This window comes from Shewanella zhangzhouensis, from assembly GCF_019457615.1.
In the GTDB taxonomy this organism is placed as follows: Bacteria; Pseudomonadota; Gammaproteobacteria; order Enterobacterales; family Shewanellaceae; genus Shewanella; species Shewanella zhangzhouensis.
In genome coordinates, this window is record NZ_CP080414.1 from 1033384 (window position 1) to 1050465 (window position 17082).

At 54.6% G+C, this 17082-nt stretch carries 17 protein-coding genes and 1 tRNA gene; 13 read left to right on the plus strand and 5 right to left on the minus strand.

The window, feature by feature from the left end; all coding sequences use genetic code 11:
* Positions 1-90: 90 nt before the first annotated feature.
* Entirely contained in the window at positions 91-1389 is a 1299-nt protein-coding gene (locus K0H63_RS04430; protein ID WP_220066905.1) for a DEAD/DEAH box helicase, read from the minus strand.
* A gap of 286 nt (positions 1390-1675) precedes the next feature.
* Between K0H63_RS04430 and K0H63_RS04435 the strand changes: the two genes are divergently transcribed.
* Positions 1676-2911: an EAL domain-containing response regulator gene (locus tag K0H63_RS04435; RefSeq protein WP_220066906.1), complete on the plus strand. Its 1236-nt coding sequence runs from the start codon at positions 1676-1678 to the stop codon at positions 2909-2911.
* 94 nt (positions 2912-3005) lie between these two features.
* Here K0H63_RS04435 and K0H63_RS04440 read toward each other — a convergent pair whose 3' ends face one another.
* Positions 3006-3239 (minus strand): hypothetical protein, encoded by a 234-nt coding sequence (locus K0H63_RS04440; RefSeq protein WP_220066907.1) that lies wholly within the window; start codon positions 3237-3239, stop codon positions 3006-3008.
* Between K0H63_RS04440 and K0H63_RS04445 the strand changes: the two genes are divergently transcribed.
* From K0H63_RS04445 to K0H63_RS04490, 10 genes are all read left to right on the plus strand, one after another.
* Entirely contained in the window at positions 3238-4191 is a 954-nt protein-coding gene (locus K0H63_RS04445; RefSeq protein WP_220066908.1) for a YbgA family protein, read from the plus strand. The two genes, K0H63_RS04440 and K0H63_RS04445, sit on opposite strands and share 2 nt — an antisense overlap.
* A gap of 27 nt (positions 4192-4218) precedes the next feature.
* Positions 4219-5646 (plus strand): deoxyribodipyrimidine photo-lyase, encoded by a 1428-nt coding sequence (gene phrB, locus K0H63_RS04450; protein WP_220066909.1) that lies wholly within the window; start codon positions 4219-4221, stop codon positions 5644-5646.
* Positions 5647-5649: 3 nt separating this feature from the next.
* Positions 5650-6153 (plus strand): nuclear transport factor 2 family protein, encoded by a 504-nt coding sequence (locus tag K0H63_RS04455; protein WP_258405656.1) that lies wholly within the window; start codon positions 5650-5652, stop codon positions 6151-6153.
* The gene (locus tag K0H63_RS04460; protein ID WP_220066910.1) at positions 6153-6914 is read left to right on the plus strand and encodes an SDR family NAD(P)-dependent oxidoreductase; all 762 of its coding nucleotides are present in this window, start codon (positions 6153-6155) and stop codon (positions 6912-6914) included. The genes K0H63_RS04455 and K0H63_RS04460 overlap by 1 nt, the downstream gene beginning before the upstream one ends.
* Before the next feature lie 68 nt (positions 6915-6982).
* On the plus strand, positions 6983-8245 hold the full coding sequence (locus K0H63_RS04465) for an NAD(P)/FAD-dependent oxidoreductase (RefSeq protein ID WP_220066911.1): 1263 nt from the start codon (positions 6983-6985) through the stop codon (positions 8243-8245).
* A complete protein-coding gene (locus K0H63_RS04470) occupies positions 8242-9033 on the plus strand; it encodes a DUF1365 domain-containing protein (RefSeq protein ID WP_220066912.1) in 792 nt (263 codons plus the stop codon). Before K0H63_RS04465 ends, K0H63_RS04470 begins: the two co-directional genes overlap by 4 nt.
* A gap of 2 nt (positions 9034-9035) precedes the next feature.
* The gene (locus K0H63_RS04475; RefSeq protein ID WP_220066913.1) at positions 9036-10265 is read left to right on the plus strand and encodes an SAM-dependent methyltransferase; all 1230 of its coding nucleotides are present in this window, start codon (positions 9036-9038) and stop codon (positions 10263-10265) included.
* 18 nt (positions 10266-10283) lie between these two features.
* On the plus strand, positions 10284-10793 hold the full coding sequence (locus tag K0H63_RS04480; RefSeq protein WP_220066914.1) for a DUF2878 domain-containing protein: 510 nt from the start codon (positions 10284-10286) through the stop codon (positions 10791-10793).
* Entirely contained in the window at positions 10784-11335 is a 552-nt protein-coding gene (locus K0H63_RS04485; RefSeq protein ID WP_220066915.1) for a chalcone isomerase family protein, read from the plus strand. The genes K0H63_RS04480 and K0H63_RS04485 overlap by 10 nt, the downstream gene beginning before the upstream one ends.
* Positions 11323-11844, plus strand: a complete 522-nt coding sequence (locus K0H63_RS04490) for a DUF3833 domain-containing protein (RefSeq protein WP_220066916.1) — start codon at positions 11323-11325, stop codon at positions 11842-11844. The genes K0H63_RS04485 and K0H63_RS04490 overlap by 13 nt, the downstream gene beginning before the upstream one ends.
* 89 nt (positions 11845-11933) lie before the next feature.
* Here K0H63_RS04490 and K0H63_RS04495 read toward each other — a convergent pair whose 3' ends face one another.
* The gene (locus tag K0H63_RS04495) at positions 11934-12710 is read right to left on the minus strand and encodes a DUF4097 family beta strand repeat-containing protein (RefSeq protein WP_220066917.1); all 777 of its coding nucleotides are present in this window, start codon (positions 12708-12710) and stop codon (positions 11934-11936) included.
* Positions 12711-12975: 265 nt separating this feature from the next.
* Here K0H63_RS04495 and K0H63_RS04500 point away from each other — a divergent pair, with 265 nt between their 5' ends.
* Positions 12976-13314 (plus strand): FKBP-type peptidyl-prolyl cis-trans isomerase, encoded by a 339-nt coding sequence (locus tag K0H63_RS04500; protein WP_220066918.1) that lies wholly within the window; start codon positions 12976-12978, stop codon positions 13312-13314.
* A gap of 197 nt (positions 13315-13511) precedes the next feature.
* The gene (locus tag K0H63_RS04505; protein WP_286670263.1) at positions 13512-14885 is read left to right on the plus strand and encodes a class II fumarate hydratase; all 1374 of its coding nucleotides are present in this window, start codon (positions 13512-13514) and stop codon (positions 14883-14885) included.
* Between the two features lie 54 nt (positions 14886-14939).
* On the opposite strand, the gene K0H63_RS04510 is transcribed toward K0H63_RS04505, so the two are convergent.
* Together K0H63_RS04510 and rpoD are read right to left on the minus strand one after the other, a co-directional pair.
* Positions 14940-15016 (minus strand) — tRNA-Ile (locus K0H63_RS04510).
* Positions 15017-15205: 189 nt separating this feature from the next.
* A complete protein-coding gene (gene rpoD / locus K0H63_RS04515; RefSeq protein WP_220066919.1) occupies positions 15206-17059 on the minus strand; it encodes an RNA polymerase sigma factor RpoD in 1854 nt (617 codons plus the stop codon).
* Between the last annotated feature and the right edge of the window lie 23 nt (positions 17060-17082).

The window sequence follows — 17082 nt, forward strand, 5'->3', positions numbered from 1 at the left end:
TAGGGGCAATGTCTTTCAGGTTCGGGTGCAACAGAAAAAATAAAAGCGGCCTTAAGGCCGCTTTTATCTTGAATCAATGGCACCGGGTGCTTATTTGATTTTTTTGGTGTTTCCGGTTGAGCCAACTTTTACCTTAACGCGGCGTCCGGCCATGCTCTTTTCGGCGGCTACCTGGGCAACGGCATCACTCTCAACCCGGGTCTTTTTCGCGAAGCTGCGACGCTTTTGCAACTGCTTGAGCAAGAGGTCACGGTTGGAGACTTCATAGCCCGGCATCATGATACGCTTGAGACGCTGACCAATGAGTTTTTCAATGTCGGCCAGAGTGCGCTCTTCTTCGCGGCTGACAAAACTGATGGCAACACCACTCTTTCCGGCTCGGCCGGTGCGGCCAACCCTGTGTACATAGTCTTCAGGCAGGAAGGGCAGGTCGAAGTTCACCACATACTCCAGGTCCGGGATGTCCAGACCACGGGCGGCCACTTCCGTGGATACCAACACCCGAATTTTGCCTTCGGTGAAGTCTTTCAGTGCTCTTCTGCGGGTGCCCTGGGCTTTTTCACTGTGGATCACCGCGCTTGGGATGCCGTCGAGGTTCAGCTCTTCGGTGAGTTTTTCACAGTCTTCACGGGTTGCCGAGAATACCAGCACCCGTTGCCAGTTTTTGCGGCCAATGAGTTCAGACAGCAGCTCGCGCTTGCGGCGCTGCTCCACCGGGTAGACCACCTGGCTCACGGTTGTGGCGGCGGTGTTGTGTCTGTCGGCGGTCAGCACTGTGTGCTTTTTCATGATCTCATCGGCAAGCTTGCGCACACCACCGGAGAAGGTGGCCGAGAACATCAGGGTCTGGCGTTCTTTATTACAGGCCTGGATGAGCTTTTGGATGTCGGCGATAAAGCCCATATCCAGCATGCGGTCGGCTTCATCCAAAACCAAAAATTCAACGGCGGCCAATGACAGGTTACCCGCCAGCAAGTGCTCGAGTAAGCGCCCCGGTGTGGCCACTATGATATCTGTGCCTTTGCGCAGCTTTTGTGCCTGAACATCGGTTTTTCCGCCACCGAATACTGTGGTGACAGCCAGCTCAAGAAGCTTGGCATAGGCTTTGATATTGTTGGCAATCTGCTCTGTCAGCTCGCGGGTTGGAGCAAGGATCAGCGCGCGGGTCTTGGTCGCCTCTCTGGCCTTGGGATTGTCCAGCAGCTTTTGCAGGATTGGCAATGCGAAAGCCGCAGTTTTCCCGGTTCCCGTTTGGGCAGAAGCCAATACGTCCTGGCCGCGACGGACAGGGGGAATGGCCAGCCGTTGAATAGGGGTCATGGTTTCATAACCGCATTCGGCGAGGGCTTGCAGTATTTCGGGGGCAAAACTGTAGGATTCGAATTTCATGATGATTCCTGGCGTAAATAGACGATTCACAAGGGCTTTTTTGTAAGTTAGGCACCTTGGTCGGAATATGCCTTTTCACAAAGGGGCGCGAAGTATAGCAGATTTTTTGCCCCTAGCCTCCACTTTTGTCTAACGTCACGGGTTTGACTTGGGTCGTCCCTGAACTAGGCTTGGAAAATAACGTGGGCATCAGGGGCGTTACCTGAAACTGAATGTCCATCATGGGTTTCACGGATGAAACTGATTTTTTTCGTGGCCCGGTACCCAGACTGTCCGGAGTCATATTATGCCATTGAATGTGCTCATCATTGACGATTCACTCAGTTACTGCCAGCTGTTATCCAAATATTTCAGTGAACTGAATGTGACCAGCGTGGACTACTGCCATGATGGCTCCGAGGCATTGCAGCGCCTTCGGGAGCACAGGGACAGATACCAGATTTTGGTGGTGGATTTGCATATGCCGGGAATGGACGGCATTGAGCTTCTATCAAAGCTGTCGGGCCTTGAATACCGGGGCGGCGTTATTATCGCTTCGGGCATGGAGAGCCGTATCATTGAAGCGGCCTCTCAGATTGTGCTCGGTGCCCATTTGCGGCTCTTGGGCGCCTTGATGAAGCCGGTATGTAAAACGCAGCTGAACATCTGTATTGAGCGCCTGTTGATGATGGCACCGGAGCTGAACAGGTCCAGACCTGCCATGACCTTGCAATCGCTTCGAGAGTCCATCATGCAACATAAAGTGGTTCCTTACTACCAGCCCCAGGTAGAGGTGGGCACCGGCCGTATCGAAGGGTTTGAGGTACTTTGCCGCATGCAGCAGGGTGCTCAATTGCAGTTGATGACCCCTGAAAGTTTTATGCCCGTAGCCGAGCGTCACAACCTGCTCAATGCGGTGTCTGAACAGTTGATAGGGACTGCCCTGAAGGAGTGGGCCGAAATTGGCCAACAGCCCGAATGCCGTCACGCCCGTTTGTCTATCAACCTTACCCCTACCCAGCTTGGCCAGAGCTATTGGCCCCGTCGACTGCTGAGCTTTTGTCAAAAATGGCAGGTTGATATCAGCAGAGTAACGGTAGAAATAACAGAAAATCAGGCGCTTGATAAGCAGTCGCAACATTCGGGAATTTCCCGGTTGCGGCTGCACAATTTTGGCGTTGCCATCGATGATTTTGGGACCGGGTATACCAATTTAACTCAGCTGTGCCGCCTGCCAATCAGTGAGCTTAAGTTGGACATGAGTCTGGTACGCGGAATTCACATGGACCCATTGGCACAGACCATTCTCAAGTCGCTGCTCGATATAGGGCGTCAATTGGGGGTGTCTGTGGTGGCCGAAGGCGTGGAAGACCCAAGAGACTATCAATACCTGGAGTCTGTCCCCAACCTGATAGTTCAGGGCTTTTTGGTATGCAGGCCCAAGCCACTTGGTGAATTGGTGCGTTGGTTGAAGGCACGTCAGCGGGTCGCCGTTGAGGCTCAGGGGCCAGGCGCAGGCTCGAACGCGACATACCATCATTGAGGCCGATATGGGCAGATGTTTGATGCCCTCGGGTAACACTTACGTCGGTGCAATTCTGTGCGCGCTCTGGCGTCTTTAGGCAGACTAAAGTTTGTTAATTCAATACATTACTATCCACAGGAATAATATTCCTTAAGCCGCGCAATGACAGAGCCGCATAGCGCCGGGGGCAATTAATATATCCTTGCTGCCTGACTAAACCATCAACTGGACCGTCGATGGCGGTAATCGCTTTAATCCCGCGTGTTTCTGTGATCTCTTTTGCCTCCTGCCACGTATCTTGAGCGAGTAATTGCAATACCATCAATACATTCGGGAGACGCACCATGCACAAATTCACCCCTGACCGGATTCAAATAGGGATCAGCGCTTGCTTGCTGGGAGAACAAGTGCGCTTTGATGGCGGACACAAGAACTCTGCCTACTGCCAGCAGGAGTTGAAGCCTCATTTCGATTTTGTCCCTGTGTGCCCCGAAATGGCGATTGGCATGGGTGCGCCACGCAAAAGTATCCGTCAGGTTCGCATTGAGGGTGAAATCAGGGTGCGTAGTGCCGATGGCAGCATTGATGTGACAGAGCAGCTGCAGTCTTACTGCAATGAAAAAGCCGATGGACTCGGGTTTCTCAGCGGCTATCTCTTTTGCGCCAAGTCTCCCACCTGCGGGATGGAGCGGGTGCCTGTTTATAAGGCTGACGGCAGCGGTGGCTTCAAAGAAGGTGTGGGCGTGTTTGCGGCGGCCTTGATGAAGCGTTTCCCCCATCTGCCGGTGGAAGAGGAAGGTCGGCTCCATGACCTTGTCATACGGGAAAACTTTTTTACCCGGGTGTATGCCTATCACGATTGGCACTGCATGCGTTTAAAGGGGCTGACTCGCAAGGCGCTGACCGACTTCCACGCCCGTTACAAGTATCTGTTGTTATCCCACAGCCCGGCGATTTACCGCACCCTTGGCCCCTTGCTGGCGGGTGATGGGGAGCTTGAGGCTGTGGCTGACGCATACTTCGATGGCTTTATGACGGCGCTGAAGCACAAGGCGAGCCGCCGTAACCACACCAGTGCGCTGCAGCACATTCAGGGCTATTTCAAAAAATTCCTCTCCGGCAGCCAGAAGGCCGAGCTCAGCGATGCCATTCTTGCCTATCGTCAGGGAGTACAACCGCTGTTGGTGCCCATTACCCTGATCCGCCATTACCTGCGGGAACACCCAAACGACTACATCGCCGCTCAGGTGTATCTGAATCCACATCCGGATTCGCTGCGTTTGCGATATGCTTACTGACAAGATACTGAAATACGGAATAAAAATATGAATACACTTGTCTGGTTCAGGCAGGATCTTCGCACCATAGATAATCAGGCGCTGACCCGGGCGTGTGAGGATGCCAATACCCGTGGTGGCAAGGTTTATGCGCTCTTTATCGCCAGCCCGGGCCAGTGGCAACAGCATGACATGGGGGTGCGTCAGCAGCGCTTTTTACTGGCTAATCTCAACGTGCTGGGTGAAGAGCTTGCCCGCATGGGGATTACGCTGTCATTGCTGAAGGTGGATTTTTTTAACCAAACCGCGGCTGCCCTCAAGGCGTTTTGTAAAGAAAACGGCATCTCCAGCATCTTCGCCGGGGCGCAAATCGAGATTGATGAGCGCAGGCGCGATCAGGCACTTCTGGATAAAGGCTTTCCGCTGAATCTGACCGATGAACATTGCATGCTGCCCCCCGGCAGCGTGGTCACTCAGGGGCAGCGGGACCAGGGCGGCGCCATGTACCGGGTATTTACTCCATTTGCCCGTCGCTGGCGTGAAATAGCCGCTTCCCGCTCGCTTTGGCCTATCCCTGCGCCCGCGCCCGTGGCAGCGCCGGTGGCATTCACCCCCTTCGCGTTTTGGGGAGAGGTTGACGATGATCCGGCTCTTGATAAATGGCCTGTTGGTCAGGAGGCGGCCCTGGAAAAGTTGTCCCGCTTTCGGGAGCTGTCCATGGGCCGCTACGGTGAGCAGCGCGACTTTCCTGCCATCGATGGCACCAGCAGTCTGTCACCCTATCTGGCGCTTGGGGTGATATCCCCCCGTCAGTGTCTGGCGGCGCTGATGGAAGACTTTCCCGACGTCTTTGTGAATGAATCCTCGCCGGGCCGCACCTGGCTGAACGAGTTGGTGTGGCGCGAATTTTACCGTCATCTGCTGGTGGCTTTCCCGGGCCTCAGCATGGCGAAGAACTTTAATGCTCTCGGTGATGGCATTCGCTGGCGCAATGACGAAACAGAATTTGAGGCATGGAAACACGGCCGCACTGGCTATCCGCTGGTGGATGCGGCCATGAGGCAACTCAATCAAACCGGCTGGATGCACAATCGCCTGCGGATGGTGGTTGCCAGCTTTCTGACCAAGCATCTGCTTATCGATTGGCGCTGGGGTGAGCGATATTTTCGCGAGCAACTTATCGATGGCTGCCTTGCGGCCAACAATGGTGGCTGGCAGTGGGCCGCCGGTACAGGTTGTGATGCCCAGCCTTATTTTCGGATCTTTAACCCTATGAGTCAGTCGGAAAAATTTGATCCCGACGCTCGCTTTATCCGTAAGTACCTACCAGAAATAGCGCAGTGGCCCACCAGGTCGCTGCACCAGGCAAGTGGGCCGGGGCTGTTTGATACCAGCGGCTATCCGCCTCCGATTGTTGAGCACAGCAGCGCCCGTACAAGGGCGCTGGATGTGATGGCCGTGATGAAGAAGGGTTAGGGAATGAATGCAGGTGTGCACTGTCCGGTGGAACATCATCCCCTTGGACAAGGTGAGATGGAACATAACCCGTTTAATGCTGCCGCGTCGGCGCCCATTGAAAAGTTGATGGCGCTGTATCAGCAGCTGGGTGCCCATAACCTCACGCTTCTCGATGAGGTATACGCGAACACTGTGGTGTTTTGTGACCCCATGCACCGCATTGAAGGGCTTGGGCCACTCAAGGACTACTTTGCCAATCTGTACCAAAACCTGAGCAGCATAGACTTTGTGTTTCATCGGGTGATGGATGATGGCAAGCAGGCCATGCTGGTGTGGACCATGACCTTTGCCCATCCCAAACTGGCCGGTGGAAAGCCCATCAGTGTGGATGGCGTGAGCCAGATTGGCTACGGCGACAAGGTGGACTACCACAGAGACTACTTCGATGTGGGTGCCATGCTGTATGAGCATATTCCCGGCCTTGGCGCTCTGGTGCGGCTGGTTAAACACAGGGCGGGCAAGTAATGACTATGCTGAGCGGACGGGTACTTATCACAGGCGCCAGCTCTGGCATAGGCCAGGCGCTGGCGCTGGAATACCTTAAATCCGGTTGGCAGGTGGTGGCCTGTGGCCGCGATAGAGCCCGCCTGGATGCCTTACTGGATGCCCATCCGCGCTTTGCCTGTCAACTCTCCACACTGATGTTCAACATCTGTGACCGACTGGCTTGCCTGGAGTCTGCATCGTCACTGGCGGGTGAGCTTGACCTTATCATTCTTAACGCCGGCAGCTGCGAGTACATAGATAATCCCAAGGCCTTCGATGGGAAGTTGTTCGCCCGGGTGATTGAAACCAATCTGATTTCTGTAGGTTACTGCCTCGAGGCCTTTTTGCCTGCATTGGCCGCCGGGGGCCGGTTGGCGCTGATGGGCTCGAGCGCCGCGCTCTTGCCGCTGCCCCGGGCCGAAGCCTATGGCGCCTCCAAGGCGGCATTGGCATATCTGGCAAACACCTTGCGATTGCATCTGGCACCCGCTGACATCGGCGTATCCCTGATAGAACCCGGTTTTGTGCGCACCCCACTGACTGACAAAAACGATTTCCCGATGCCGGGACGGATTGAAGTTGAGGATGCGGCGCGGCGTATTGTTGATGCACTGGCCAGGGAAAAAGACCGTATTCAGTTCCCGCGCAGGCTGCTGTGGCCTATGCGGCTGCTGGCTCTGTTGCCGGGCGCTGTATGGGGCCTGATTGCCCGAAGCAATGTCAGTCGCCAGTCGGCCTGAGATGAGGCCGATTGCAGTATTCACCTGTGACCGTTTGAGCTTTTTACATATCACCATTGGAAGATGAGATGAAAAAAATTGCCGTTATCGGCTCGGGAATATCCGGCCTCACCACTGCCCATTTGCTCTCAGGCCAGCACGAGGTGAGTCTGTTCGAGGCCAATGATTATCTCGGTGGACACACGGCCACCGTGGATGTCACTGTCGATGGCAAAGATTATGCGATAGACACCGGCTTTATCGTATTCAACGACCGCACCTATCCTAACTTTCAGAAGCTGCTGTCACGGCTGTCGGTGGCAAGTATTCCCACCGAAATGAGCTTTTCGGTTCACAATCTCGACAGTGGCCTTGAGTACAACGGCCACACTCTGGCGACGCTGTTTGCCCAAAAGCGCAACTTGTTCAGCCCAAAGTTTTGGGGGTTTCTGAACGAAATCATCAGGTTTAATAAACTTGGCAAGGCCTGTATCGAGTCAGGGCAATACCCCTGCAACACCCTGGGTGAGTTATTGGCCAAAGAGCAATTTTCAGACTTTTTTGCACGGCATTACATATTGCCCATGGGGGCGGCCATTTGGTCATCGAGCCTGGATGATATGGCGGCCTTCGAGCTTAAGTTTTTCCTGCGCTTTTTCCACAATCATGGCCTGCTGAATGTCAGCGACCGCCCTCAGTGGTATGTGCTCAAGGGTGGCTCTCGCAGCTACATTCCGGCGCTGGTGGCACCTTTTGCCGAGCGCATTCATCTTTCGACTCCGGTGACCGCGGTAAAACGCCATGGCGAAGGGGTGTCCATTCAGACAAATGGCCAGGATTGGCATGAGTTTGACGAGCTGGTACTGGCCTGTCACAGCGATCAGGCACTGAAGCTGCTCACCGATGCCTCAGATGCCGAGCGGGAAGTCCTAGGCGCCTTGCCTTACAGACGCAATGACGTGGTACTGCACACAGACACAGGACTGTTACCAAAACGCAAAGCCGCCTGGGCCAGCTGGAACTATCGTCTCGACGAAGACAACCAGCGTCCGGCGGCGGTGACTTACCACATGAACACCTTGCAGCGGCTGCCAGCGGGCTCTCCTGATTTTATGGTGACCCTCAACCAGACCGATGCCATCGCCAAAGACAAGATTCTGCGCCAGTTCAGCTATGCCCATCCGGTTTTCTCGTCGGCTGCCATGGCGGCGCAGGCGCGCAGGATGGATATCTGCGGCCAGCAGCACACCCATTTTGCCGGCGCCTACTGGTACAACGGCTTCCATGAAGATGGCGTAAGAAGCGCCCTGGATGTGTGCCGGCGCTTTGGTGTCAGCCTGGAGAGCGCATGAACAGCGGCATCTTTTTTGGCCATGTAAGTCATCAGCGGCTGGGGGCGGTGCGCCACAGCTTCAGTTACCCCATGGCCATGCTGGTGATGGATCTGGACGAGCTGCCAGGGCTGGCAAACCTCAGTGGCCTGTTTGGTCTGTCGTGGCTTCGGCCGCTGCGATTTCGCGCTGAAGACTACCTGATTGCGAATGGCCCTGCTGAGTCAGCTCGCAAGCAAACAGACCCGGAGCACGCTGTGCAGGCGTTAAAACGGCGGGTGCTCGATAAAGCCCGTGAGCTTGGCGCTGCGGGTGAGCTGAACCGGGTGGTGTTTGCCGGTCAGGTGCGTCATTTCGGCTTTTATTTCAGCCCGGTGAATTTCTTCTTTTTATGTGATGGCGATGTGCAGCGCTACCTGCTTGCAGAGGTGAGTAACACGCCCTGGAACGAGCGCCATTGTTATCTGGTTGATGTAACCGAGGCACACGACAAGGGCCAGGCAGTGAACGACAAGGTGTTTCACGTCTCGCCCTTTATGACCCTGGATATGCGTTATCGCTGGCAGGTTGAGGCCAATAATGAACGCTTTCACCTTCAAATCGATAACGAGCGTGAAGGTGGCGAGCGGTTGTTTCGTGCCGGTTTACGGCTGCATGGTCAGGCCTTTGATAAGGCAGGGTTAAATAAATTTTTTAAACGTTTTCCAATGCTTACAGCATATATCCTGTATGGCATTTATCGGCAGGCCCTGAGCCTGTTTCGAAAAGGTGTGACTTTTGTGGCCCACCCCGGGCCGGTGGAGAAATAACCATGGACAATACCGCAGTTGCCAATAAGAGCACTTCATCGACGCTGGAATCTTTGGCTCAACGTATCTTATTGACCGCTCTCAAAGGCCTCTCCTACGGTGGCCTTCGACTGATTTGTGACGGCGAAACTCTGGTGTTTGGCAGCCATCAGGGGCCTCAGGCGGTGATCCACGTGAAGTCGCCACGGTTTTTTCGAGAGGTGCTTCTGTCCGGCTCCGTTGGAGCGGGGGAGTCCTTTATCGATGGTCACTGGGACAGTCCGGATTTGACAGAGGTGGTGCGTCTCTTTGCCGCCAATCTGCCGCTGCTCGACCGTCTCGAGAAACGCTTTGCCTTCCTGTCGGGTGTCACCAACCGAATCAGCCATCTGCTCAGTCGCAACAGTATTGAAGGTTCAAAACGCAACATTCTCGCCCACTACGATCTGGGCAATGCCCTGTATGAATGTTTTCTCGATAAGTCGATGCTCTATTCATCTGCCATCTATCCCGATGTCAATGCAACCCTGGAGGCGGCCCAGCAGCACAAGCTTGCCACCATCTGTGAGCGCCTGAAACTGGCGCCGGGCATGGAGCTTCTGGAAATAGGTACCGGCTGGGGAGCGCTCGCCATTTACGCGGCAACCCATTACGGGGTCAAGGTGACGACCACAACCATCTCCGATGCGCAGCACGACTATGCCCAGGCACGCATTCGTGAGGCCGGGCTGGAGGGCCAAATCACCCTGCTGAAAAAGGATTATCGTCTGCTGGAGGGCAAATACGACCGCCTGGTTTCCATCGAGATGATTGAAGCCGTGGGACACGAATACCTGCCCGGATTCTTCAGCAAGCTCGAAAGTCTGCTCAAGGACGATGGGTTAATGCTGCTGCAGGCCATCACCATTGCTGACCAGAGGTACGAGAGCTACCGAAAAGGTTGTGATTTTATTCAAAAATACATCTTCCCCGGTGGCTGTTTGCCGTCAGTGAGCCGAATGGCAAACCTGCTTGCCCAGCGTACCGACATGGTAATGCTGAGTCTGGACGATATTGGTGAAGATTACGCCCGCACCCTCAAGCATTGGCACGAGAACGTTGACCGCGAACTGCCGCAAATTCGCAGCCTGGGATACGACGAACGCTTTATCCGCTTGTGGAAGTTTTATCTGAGCTACTGCGAAGGCGGCTTCTGGGAGCGCACCACCAGTGCTGTGCATTTGGTGGCGGCAAGACCTGGCTGGCGCCCTTAAAAATCAAAGGAGCCCCCTATGACCCGGCAATGGTTTTTGCTTGTCAGCGCCGCTGTTTACACTGCCGCCTGGTGGCTTGCAGTGCTTTGGCAAGGCGAGGGGCTGATTTGGCTGTGTCTGTTGTTGCTGGTGCATTTTGCCTTAAGTCCAACGCGGCTTAAGGACTTTCAGCTACTGCCACTGGCACTCATAGGCATGACCATGGACACGCTGCTGATGTACGCCGGGGTGTATGAGTTCAGCGCCATGCCAGTGTGGCTGATGTTGCTGTGGCTGCATTTTTTACTCGCCATGGGGCATTGTCTCGCCTGGCTTGGCAACCAGCCCATCTGGGTGCAGGTATTTACCGGTGTGTTTGGTGGCGCTGGCAGCTACATTGCCGGGGCCGAGCTTGGCGCCGTGGTAATGCCCCTTGGCAACCTGCTTACCTTCCTGCTCATTGCGCCTCTTTGGGGGGCGATTATTCCCGGCTTCTTTTGGCTGCAGCAAAGGCTGCCAGGCAACGGAGACTACCTGTCATGGCGATAACTTCGGCGAGAAATGCTTTTAAAAGACTGTCAGGGGCGCTACTGCTGGTCGCGATCAGCTCCTTTGCGGGCGCTGCCGTCAGTGCGGATAACCCCCTTGATGGCATGAGCCGGGTGGGCAAAGGCAAGATGAATTGGTTGTGGCTTGAGCTTTACCACGCAAGCCTTTACACGGTCGATGGCCAGTACCAGCACGGGCGCTATCCCCAGGCGCTGGAGATTCAATACTCGCGGGATATCGAGGCCAAAGACTTGCTGGATGCCACCGGCAGTGAGTGGCAAAAGCAGGGGGTTCCTGATGCTCAGGTTCAGGCCTATCTGGCGAAGCTTGCGCCTGTGTGGGTGGATGTGCAGCGCGGCGACACCCTGCTTTTGGTGGCAAGCGATGAAAGTCAGGGCGAGTTTTTCCATAACGGCCAATCCCTTGGCAAAGTGAACGACACCGGCTTGATGCAGGCCTTTTTGGGCATTTGGCTTAGGGATGACACCAGTGAGCCCAGCCTCAGGGCACAGCTTTTGGGAGAAACTTCATGCGATTGCTAACGTTACTTTTGAGTGCAACCCTGCTTTTGGGCTGTGAGAGCGCCGACATCGACGATTACCGCGGCGTAAATAATGAGCTGAAGCTGGATAAATTTTTCGTGGGAGAGCTTGATGCCCATGGCATGGTGCAGGACATCAGTGGCAAGGTCACTCGCCGCTTTGTGGTCACCATGCAGGGGCGACTCGAAGACAATCGCATCATCCTCGAAGAAGACTTTGTATTTGATGATGGGGAAAAGCAGCGCCGGGTATGGCAGCTCGAACCACAGGGCGGTGACCGCTGGCTCGGCCGTGCCGATGATATTTTAGGTGTCGCCGAGGGGCAGCTCGAAGGCTTTGCCCTGCGCTGGCGCTACGATATGCGCCTTAAGGTCGATGGCAGCGAAGTTGATGTAGCCTTTGACGACTGGCTCTATCAGATTGATGAAAACACCCTGCTTAACAAGAGCGATATCAATAAGTTTGGCCTCACCGTTGGTCAGGTGACCCTGGTTATCCGCAAGCGCTGAACTCATTAACAGTTGAGGGTGGGCCGAAACGGCCAAGGCAAGCCCTGGACCGCTTCAGCGCCGGGAAGACTGGATTGTGAAAGGTCAGCTTAGCGAAGGATCACATCACCTTGAATATTGGCGGTATTTACGCTGCCAGAGCCATCTGAGTGGATAATCAGGCCCCCTGCGTTTTTGACGTTGATATTGCCCGAGCCGTCGGTGATCTCGACCTTTCCCTTGGCTTGGTCGACGAAGATATTGCCGGAACCATCCTGGATTTTGGCATTCCCCATGACAGCCGTTACCCTGATATCACCGGAGCCGTCCTGGATGTCGGCATTACCTGAAATGTCGGATACTGTGATATTGCCGGAACCATCGTTGATATCCACATCACCTGTGCTATTGGTCAGGGTCAGATCCCCTGAGCCGTCATTGATGGATACCTGATTGCCACCCTCGATAAGGAGGTTGCCTGAGCCATCGTTAACCCGGATATCACTCGTGAGGCCGCGGATTTCGATGTCGCCCGAACCGTCCGCGAGGTCTAACATCAGGGTTTGGGGCATAGTCACAGTGACGTTGATGTAGGGCGACTTGCCTGAAAATGAATAGGATTCGGGGAATTTGGCCACCAGATAGGCGGTGTTGCCGCGAACTTCCAGGGTGAACTCAGGCTTGTCACCTTTGGGGTGGAAGATATCAGCCTCGACCTGTACCTGGTCGGTATCACTGCCGGTGAGCATGAAACTGCCGGCGCCGGCTTCGACATTCAGGCCTTTTAATCCGTTGGCCGATACCGACAGCTGTTGGCTTTCGTTTGCCATTGTGGCGGCAGAGGCGAATACCAGAGACAAAGCAGCGAGAGATGCGGTGATTTTCATGTGAATTCCTTGTTCTTTTATCTAAAGTTGGCTGAGCGTTATCTGAGCAATTAACAGGTAACGTTAGCAGGTAACGTGCCAATATTTAACTATTTGATATAAAATGGGTTTGTGTTTTCATTCTGGAATGGTTGTCCGGCCGGACACTATCAGTTGGTCGAATTCACCACTTTCGGACACCTCGAGTGTCCGCCTTGGGCAGGGTGTCCGGTATCTGCTGTGGTACACTCAGCCTTTATCGATAAATTGCGAAAGAAGAGTCTGTATGTCTGAACTCCAAATAGACGATGTGATTGAGGGTGAGGGTAAGGCGGCGGTAAAGGGCGCCCTTATTACCACCCATTATCGGGGCTGGCTCGCCGATGGCACCCAGTTTGATTCCTCCCATGACAGGGGCCAGGCATTTCAGTGCGTAATAGGCACAGGGCGGGTTATCAAGGGATGGGATCAGGGCATTATTGGTATGAAGGTCGGTGGGAAGCGCCGTTTACAGGTGCCATCACATCTGGCCTATGGTGAGCGCCAGATTGGCAATATGATCCCGCCAAACTCGGATTTGACCTTCGAGATTGAACTGCTTGAAGTATTAACCCGGGATGACTGAACCGCCCCACGCTAAAAAAGCCCATGTTCCCATGGGCTTTTTTGTATCTGCGAATCGCGCAGCCCGCCATCTGTCCTTGGCGTACACTGATATTACAGCCGTGTTTTGTTACCAGCGTGGCAGGACAGTTCTCTGGCCATGTGTGGAGCCCTGTGGTCAGGCAACAGGCACAAGCCCTTCGCAAACAGGACGTTATTATGGATAGCCGGATTGAAAAAGACAGCATGGGCGAGGTTATCGTACCCGCCGGGGCACTCTATGGCGCGCAAACTCAGCGGGCGCTGAACAACTTTGCCATTGGCGGCCAGCCGATGCCAAAGGCATTTATTGAGACGCTATTGCTGATAAAGGCCGCCGCAGCCCGTGCCAACAGCCAATTGGGCGTGCTGGCAAATGATTGCGGTAAGGTCATCTCTGAGGCGGCTTTATCCTTACGCCAGGACAAGGCGCTGATGCAGCACTTCCCCGTGGATGTGTTTCAAACCGGCTCAGGTACCAGCAGCAACATGAATGCCAATGAGGTACTGGCCCGGCTCGCCTCAGAGAGTCTTGGTCGCCCTGTCAGCGCCAATGATGAGGTGAATCTTGGGCAGAGCAGCAACGATGTTATTCCAAGCTGTATTCAGGTGGCGTCGGCAAGCTTGTTGACCAAGAGCCTTCTGCCAGCCCTGATGCATCTTAAGTCCTGCATCAGAACCAAGGCGGCGAGCGTAAAGGGAGTCGTGAAAACGGGCCGTACCCATTTGATGGATGCCATGCCGGTGCGCTTGAGCCAGAGCCTCGAAACCTGGGCCAGTCAGTTGGATGCCAGAGAGCTGCAATTACAGTCGCAGCTCATCTCCCTGTGGCAATTGCCCCAGGGGGGCACCGCAGTGGGCACAGGCGTTAACGCCGCGCCGGGATTCCCCCAGGCGTTTTGCCGTGAGCTGAATCTGCTTACGGGTCTGGCATTTCAGCCCGCACCGAATCTTTTTACCGGGATTGCCAGCCAGGATGCGGCGGTGGCGCTGTCCGGTGAACTCAAGGCACTGGCCGTTACCCTGATGAAAATTGCCAACGATTTGCGCTGGATGAACTCCGGGCCGCTGGCGGGTCTGGGTGAAATCCGCTTGCCGGCGCTGCAGCCCGGTTCATCGATTATGCCCGGTAAGGTCAACCCGGTGATCCCCGAAGCGGTTGCCATGGCCTGTGCCCAGGTCATAGGCAATGATGCCTGTATCACAGTGGCCGGACAGTCGGGCAATTTCGAGCTGAATGTGATGCTGCCCGTGATAGCGGATAACTTACTCTCATCCACTGCGCTTTTGACCAATGCCATGATGGCCCTGGCTGACAAGGCCATCGACGGGTTTGAGGTATGTGAAGGGCGTATGGCCAAAGAGCTTAGCCGAAATCCGATTTTGGTGACGGCCCTGAATCCGATAGTGGGTTATGGGAAAGCAGCCGACATTGCCAAGAGAGCCTACGCTGAAGGGCGGCCAATATTGGATGTGGCACTGGAGATGACCGACATAGACGCTGAAGAGCTGGCGAGGTTGCTTGACCCGATTCGCTTGACGGGGCAAACATAACGCAGTGCGCTGAAAACAAAAACGCCTGCAGTTGCAGGCGTTTTTGTTTGAATTTGGTGGCCCCTCACGGACTTGAACCGTGGACCTAACGATTATGAGTCGTGTGCTCTAACCAACTGAGCTAAGGGGCCGGATATTGCCGGGTGGAACCCAAGGCGGCTTGCAGTATACGAACTTTGTCTTGCCTTGTCACGGGTCAAATGGCGCAAAATTCCAGCTTGGTGTTCAATTGGTTATTGGGTAATCAAATCGGCTGCAGCCTTAAAAATACCCAGAAAAAACAAAGCCACCCGGGGGTGGCTTTGTGGTGTCAGTCAGGATTAATCATCCAGGAATGACTTGAGGATTTCTGAACGGCTTGGGTGGCGCAGTTTGCGCAGTGCCTTGGCCTCAATCTGACGGATACGCTCACGGGTAACATCGAACTGCTTGCCCACTTCCTCGAGGGTGTGGTCGGTGTTCATGTCGATACCAAAACGCATACGCAGTACCTTGGCTTCACGGGCAGTCAGACCGGCCAGCACCTCGTGGGTAGCCTGCTTGAGGCTTTCGCTGGTGGCACTATCCAGTGGCAGCTCGAGGGTGGTGTCCTCGATGAAATCCCCCAGATGCGAATCTTCATCGTCACCGATTGGGGTTTCCATGGAGATAGGCTCTTTGGCGATTTTCAGTACCTTACGGATCTTGTCCTCGGGCATGGCCATACGCTCAGCCAGTTCCTCCGGCGAGGGCTCACGTCCCATTTCCTGCAGCATCTGGCGGCTGATACGGTTGAGCTTGTTGATGGTCTCAATCATATGCACCGGAATACGGATGGTGCGGGCCTGATCCGCGATAGAGCGGGTGATGGCCTGACGGATCCACCAGGTCGCATAGGTCGAGAACTTGTAACCACGACGGTATTCAAACTTGTCCACCGCCTTCATCAGGCCGATGTTACCCTCCTGGATGAGATCCAGGAATTGCAGACCGCGGTTGGTGTATTTCTTGGCGATAGAAATTACCAGACGCAGGTTGGCCTCAACCATTTCTTTCTTGGCGCGGCGAGCTTTGGCTTCACCAATGCTCATGCGGCGGTTGATGTCCTTGATGGATTCAATGGACAAACCGGTTTCCACTTCAATGGCTTCCAGCTTGGTGCGGCAACGCTGAACGTCTTCGTCTACCAATTTGAGATCGGCAGAGTAGGGGCGTCCGGCTTCAATTTCTTTGTTGAACCAGGTCAGGTCGGTTTCGTTACCGGTGAAGAGTTTGACGAAGTTCTTCTTCGGCATCTTGGCCTGTTCAACGCACAGCTTCATGATCAGACGTTCCTGAACACGAACCTTGTCCATCATCTCGCGCATGCTCTTGACCAGACGGTCAAACTGCTTGGGCACCAGACGGAATTCTTTGAAAATTTCACCGAGTTCAAACAGGGCGCGGGTCGACTCTGGGTGAGCACGGCCTTTGACTTCAATGACTTTCAGGGCATTGTCGTAGGCAGCGCGCAGGGCAGCAAAGCGCTCACGGGCCACTTCCGGGTCCGGGCCTTTGGCGCCGTCGTCATCGCTGCTGTCGCCGTCTTCGTCTTCCTCTTCGTCTTCGTCCATATCGTCTTCATCTTCCAGCTCTTCTTCTGAAAGCTCTGAGCCGATATGGGTCGCGGTGGGACCAACGTCTTCTTCGTTGGGGTCCACAAAGCCCGAAATGATGTCAGACAGACGAATGGCGTCCGCTTCGAACTGGTCGAATTGCTCCAGGATCATGGAGATAGCCTGTGGATATTCAGCCACAGAGCTTTGAACCGTGTTGATGCCTTCTTCGATACGTTTGGCGATAACGATTTCGCCTTCACGGGTAAGCAGCTCAACAGTACCCATTTCACGCATGTACATGCGTACTGGGTCAGTGGTGCGGCCAAGTTCGCTTTCTACTGTGGCCAGCGCAGCCGCAGCTTCTTCGGCGGCATCTTCGTCCGTGTTGTCTTCGGACATCATCATTTCATCGGCATCCGGCGCTTCTTCATAAACGCGGATACCCATGTCATTGATCATCTGGATAATATCTTCGATCTGGTCAGAGTCGACCATATCTGCAGGCAAGTGATCGTTCACTTCTGCATAGGTTAAGTAACCTTGCTCTTTACCTTTGGCGAGCAACATCTTTAGTTGCGACTGCGGAGTATGATCCATAGATATCATCCAATTTGGGTAAG

Coding starts and splice junctions, on each gene's coding strand:
- K0H63_RS04485 (WP_220066915.1), top strand. CDS start 10,784: ATGGCGATAACTTCGGCGAGAAATGCTTTTAAAAGACTGTCAGGGGCG.
- K0H63_RS04440 (WP_220066907.1), bottom strand. CDS start 3,239: ATGGTGCGTCTCCCGAATGTATTGATGGTATTGCAATTACTCGCTCAA.
- K0H63_RS04465 (WP_220066911.1), top strand. CDS start 6,983: ATGAAAAAAATTGCCGTTATCGGCTCGGGAATATCCGGCCTCACCACT.
- K0H63_RS04500 (WP_220066918.1), top strand. CDS start 12,976: ATGTCTGAACTCCAAATAGACGATGTGATTGAGGGTGAGGGTAAGGCG.
- K0H63_RS04435 (WP_220066906.1), top strand. CDS start 1,676: ATGCCATTGAATGTGCTCATCATTGACGATTCACTCAGTTACTGCCAG.
- phrB (WP_220066909.1), top strand. CDS start 4,219: ATGAATACACTTGTCTGGTTCAGGCAGGATCTTCGCACCATAGATAAT.
- rpoD (WP_220066919.1), bottom strand. CDS start 17,059: ATGGATCATACTCCGCAGTCGCAACTAAAGATGTTGCTCGCCAAAGGT.
- K0H63_RS04455 (WP_258405656.1), top strand. CDS start 5,650: ATGAATGCAGGTGTGCACTGTCCGGTGGAACATCATCCCCTTGGACAA.
- K0H63_RS04475 (WP_220066913.1), top strand. CDS start 9,036: ATGGACAATACCGCAGTTGCCAATAAGAGCACTTCATCGACGCTGGAA.
- K0H63_RS04430 (WP_220066905.1), bottom strand. CDS start 1,389: ATGAAATTCGAATCCTACAGTTTTGCCCCCGAAATACTGCAAGCCCTC.
- K0H63_RS04445 (WP_220066908.1), top strand. CDS start 3,238: ATGCACAAATTCACCCCTGACCGGATTCAAATAGGGATCAGCGCTTGC.
- K0H63_RS04495 (WP_220066917.1), bottom strand. CDS start 12,710: ATGAAAATCACCGCATCTCTCGCTGCTTTGTCTCTGGTATTCGCCTCT.
- K0H63_RS04490 (WP_220066916.1), top strand. CDS start 11,323: ATGCGATTGCTAACGTTACTTTTGAGTGCAACCCTGCTTTTGGGCTGT.
- K0H63_RS04480 (WP_220066914.1), top strand. CDS start 10,284: ATGACCCGGCAATGGTTTTTGCTTGTCAGCGCCGCTGTTTACACTGCC.
- K0H63_RS04460 (WP_220066910.1), top strand. CDS start 6,153: ATGACTATGCTGAGCGGACGGGTACTTATCACAGGCGCCAGCTCTGGC.
- K0H63_RS04505 (WP_286670263.1), top strand. CDS start 13,512: ATGGATAGCCGGATTGAAAAAGACAGCATGGGCGAGGTTATCGTACCC.
- K0H63_RS04470 (WP_220066912.1), top strand. CDS start 8,242: ATGAACAGCGGCATCTTTTTTGGCCATGTAAGTCATCAGCGGCTGGGG.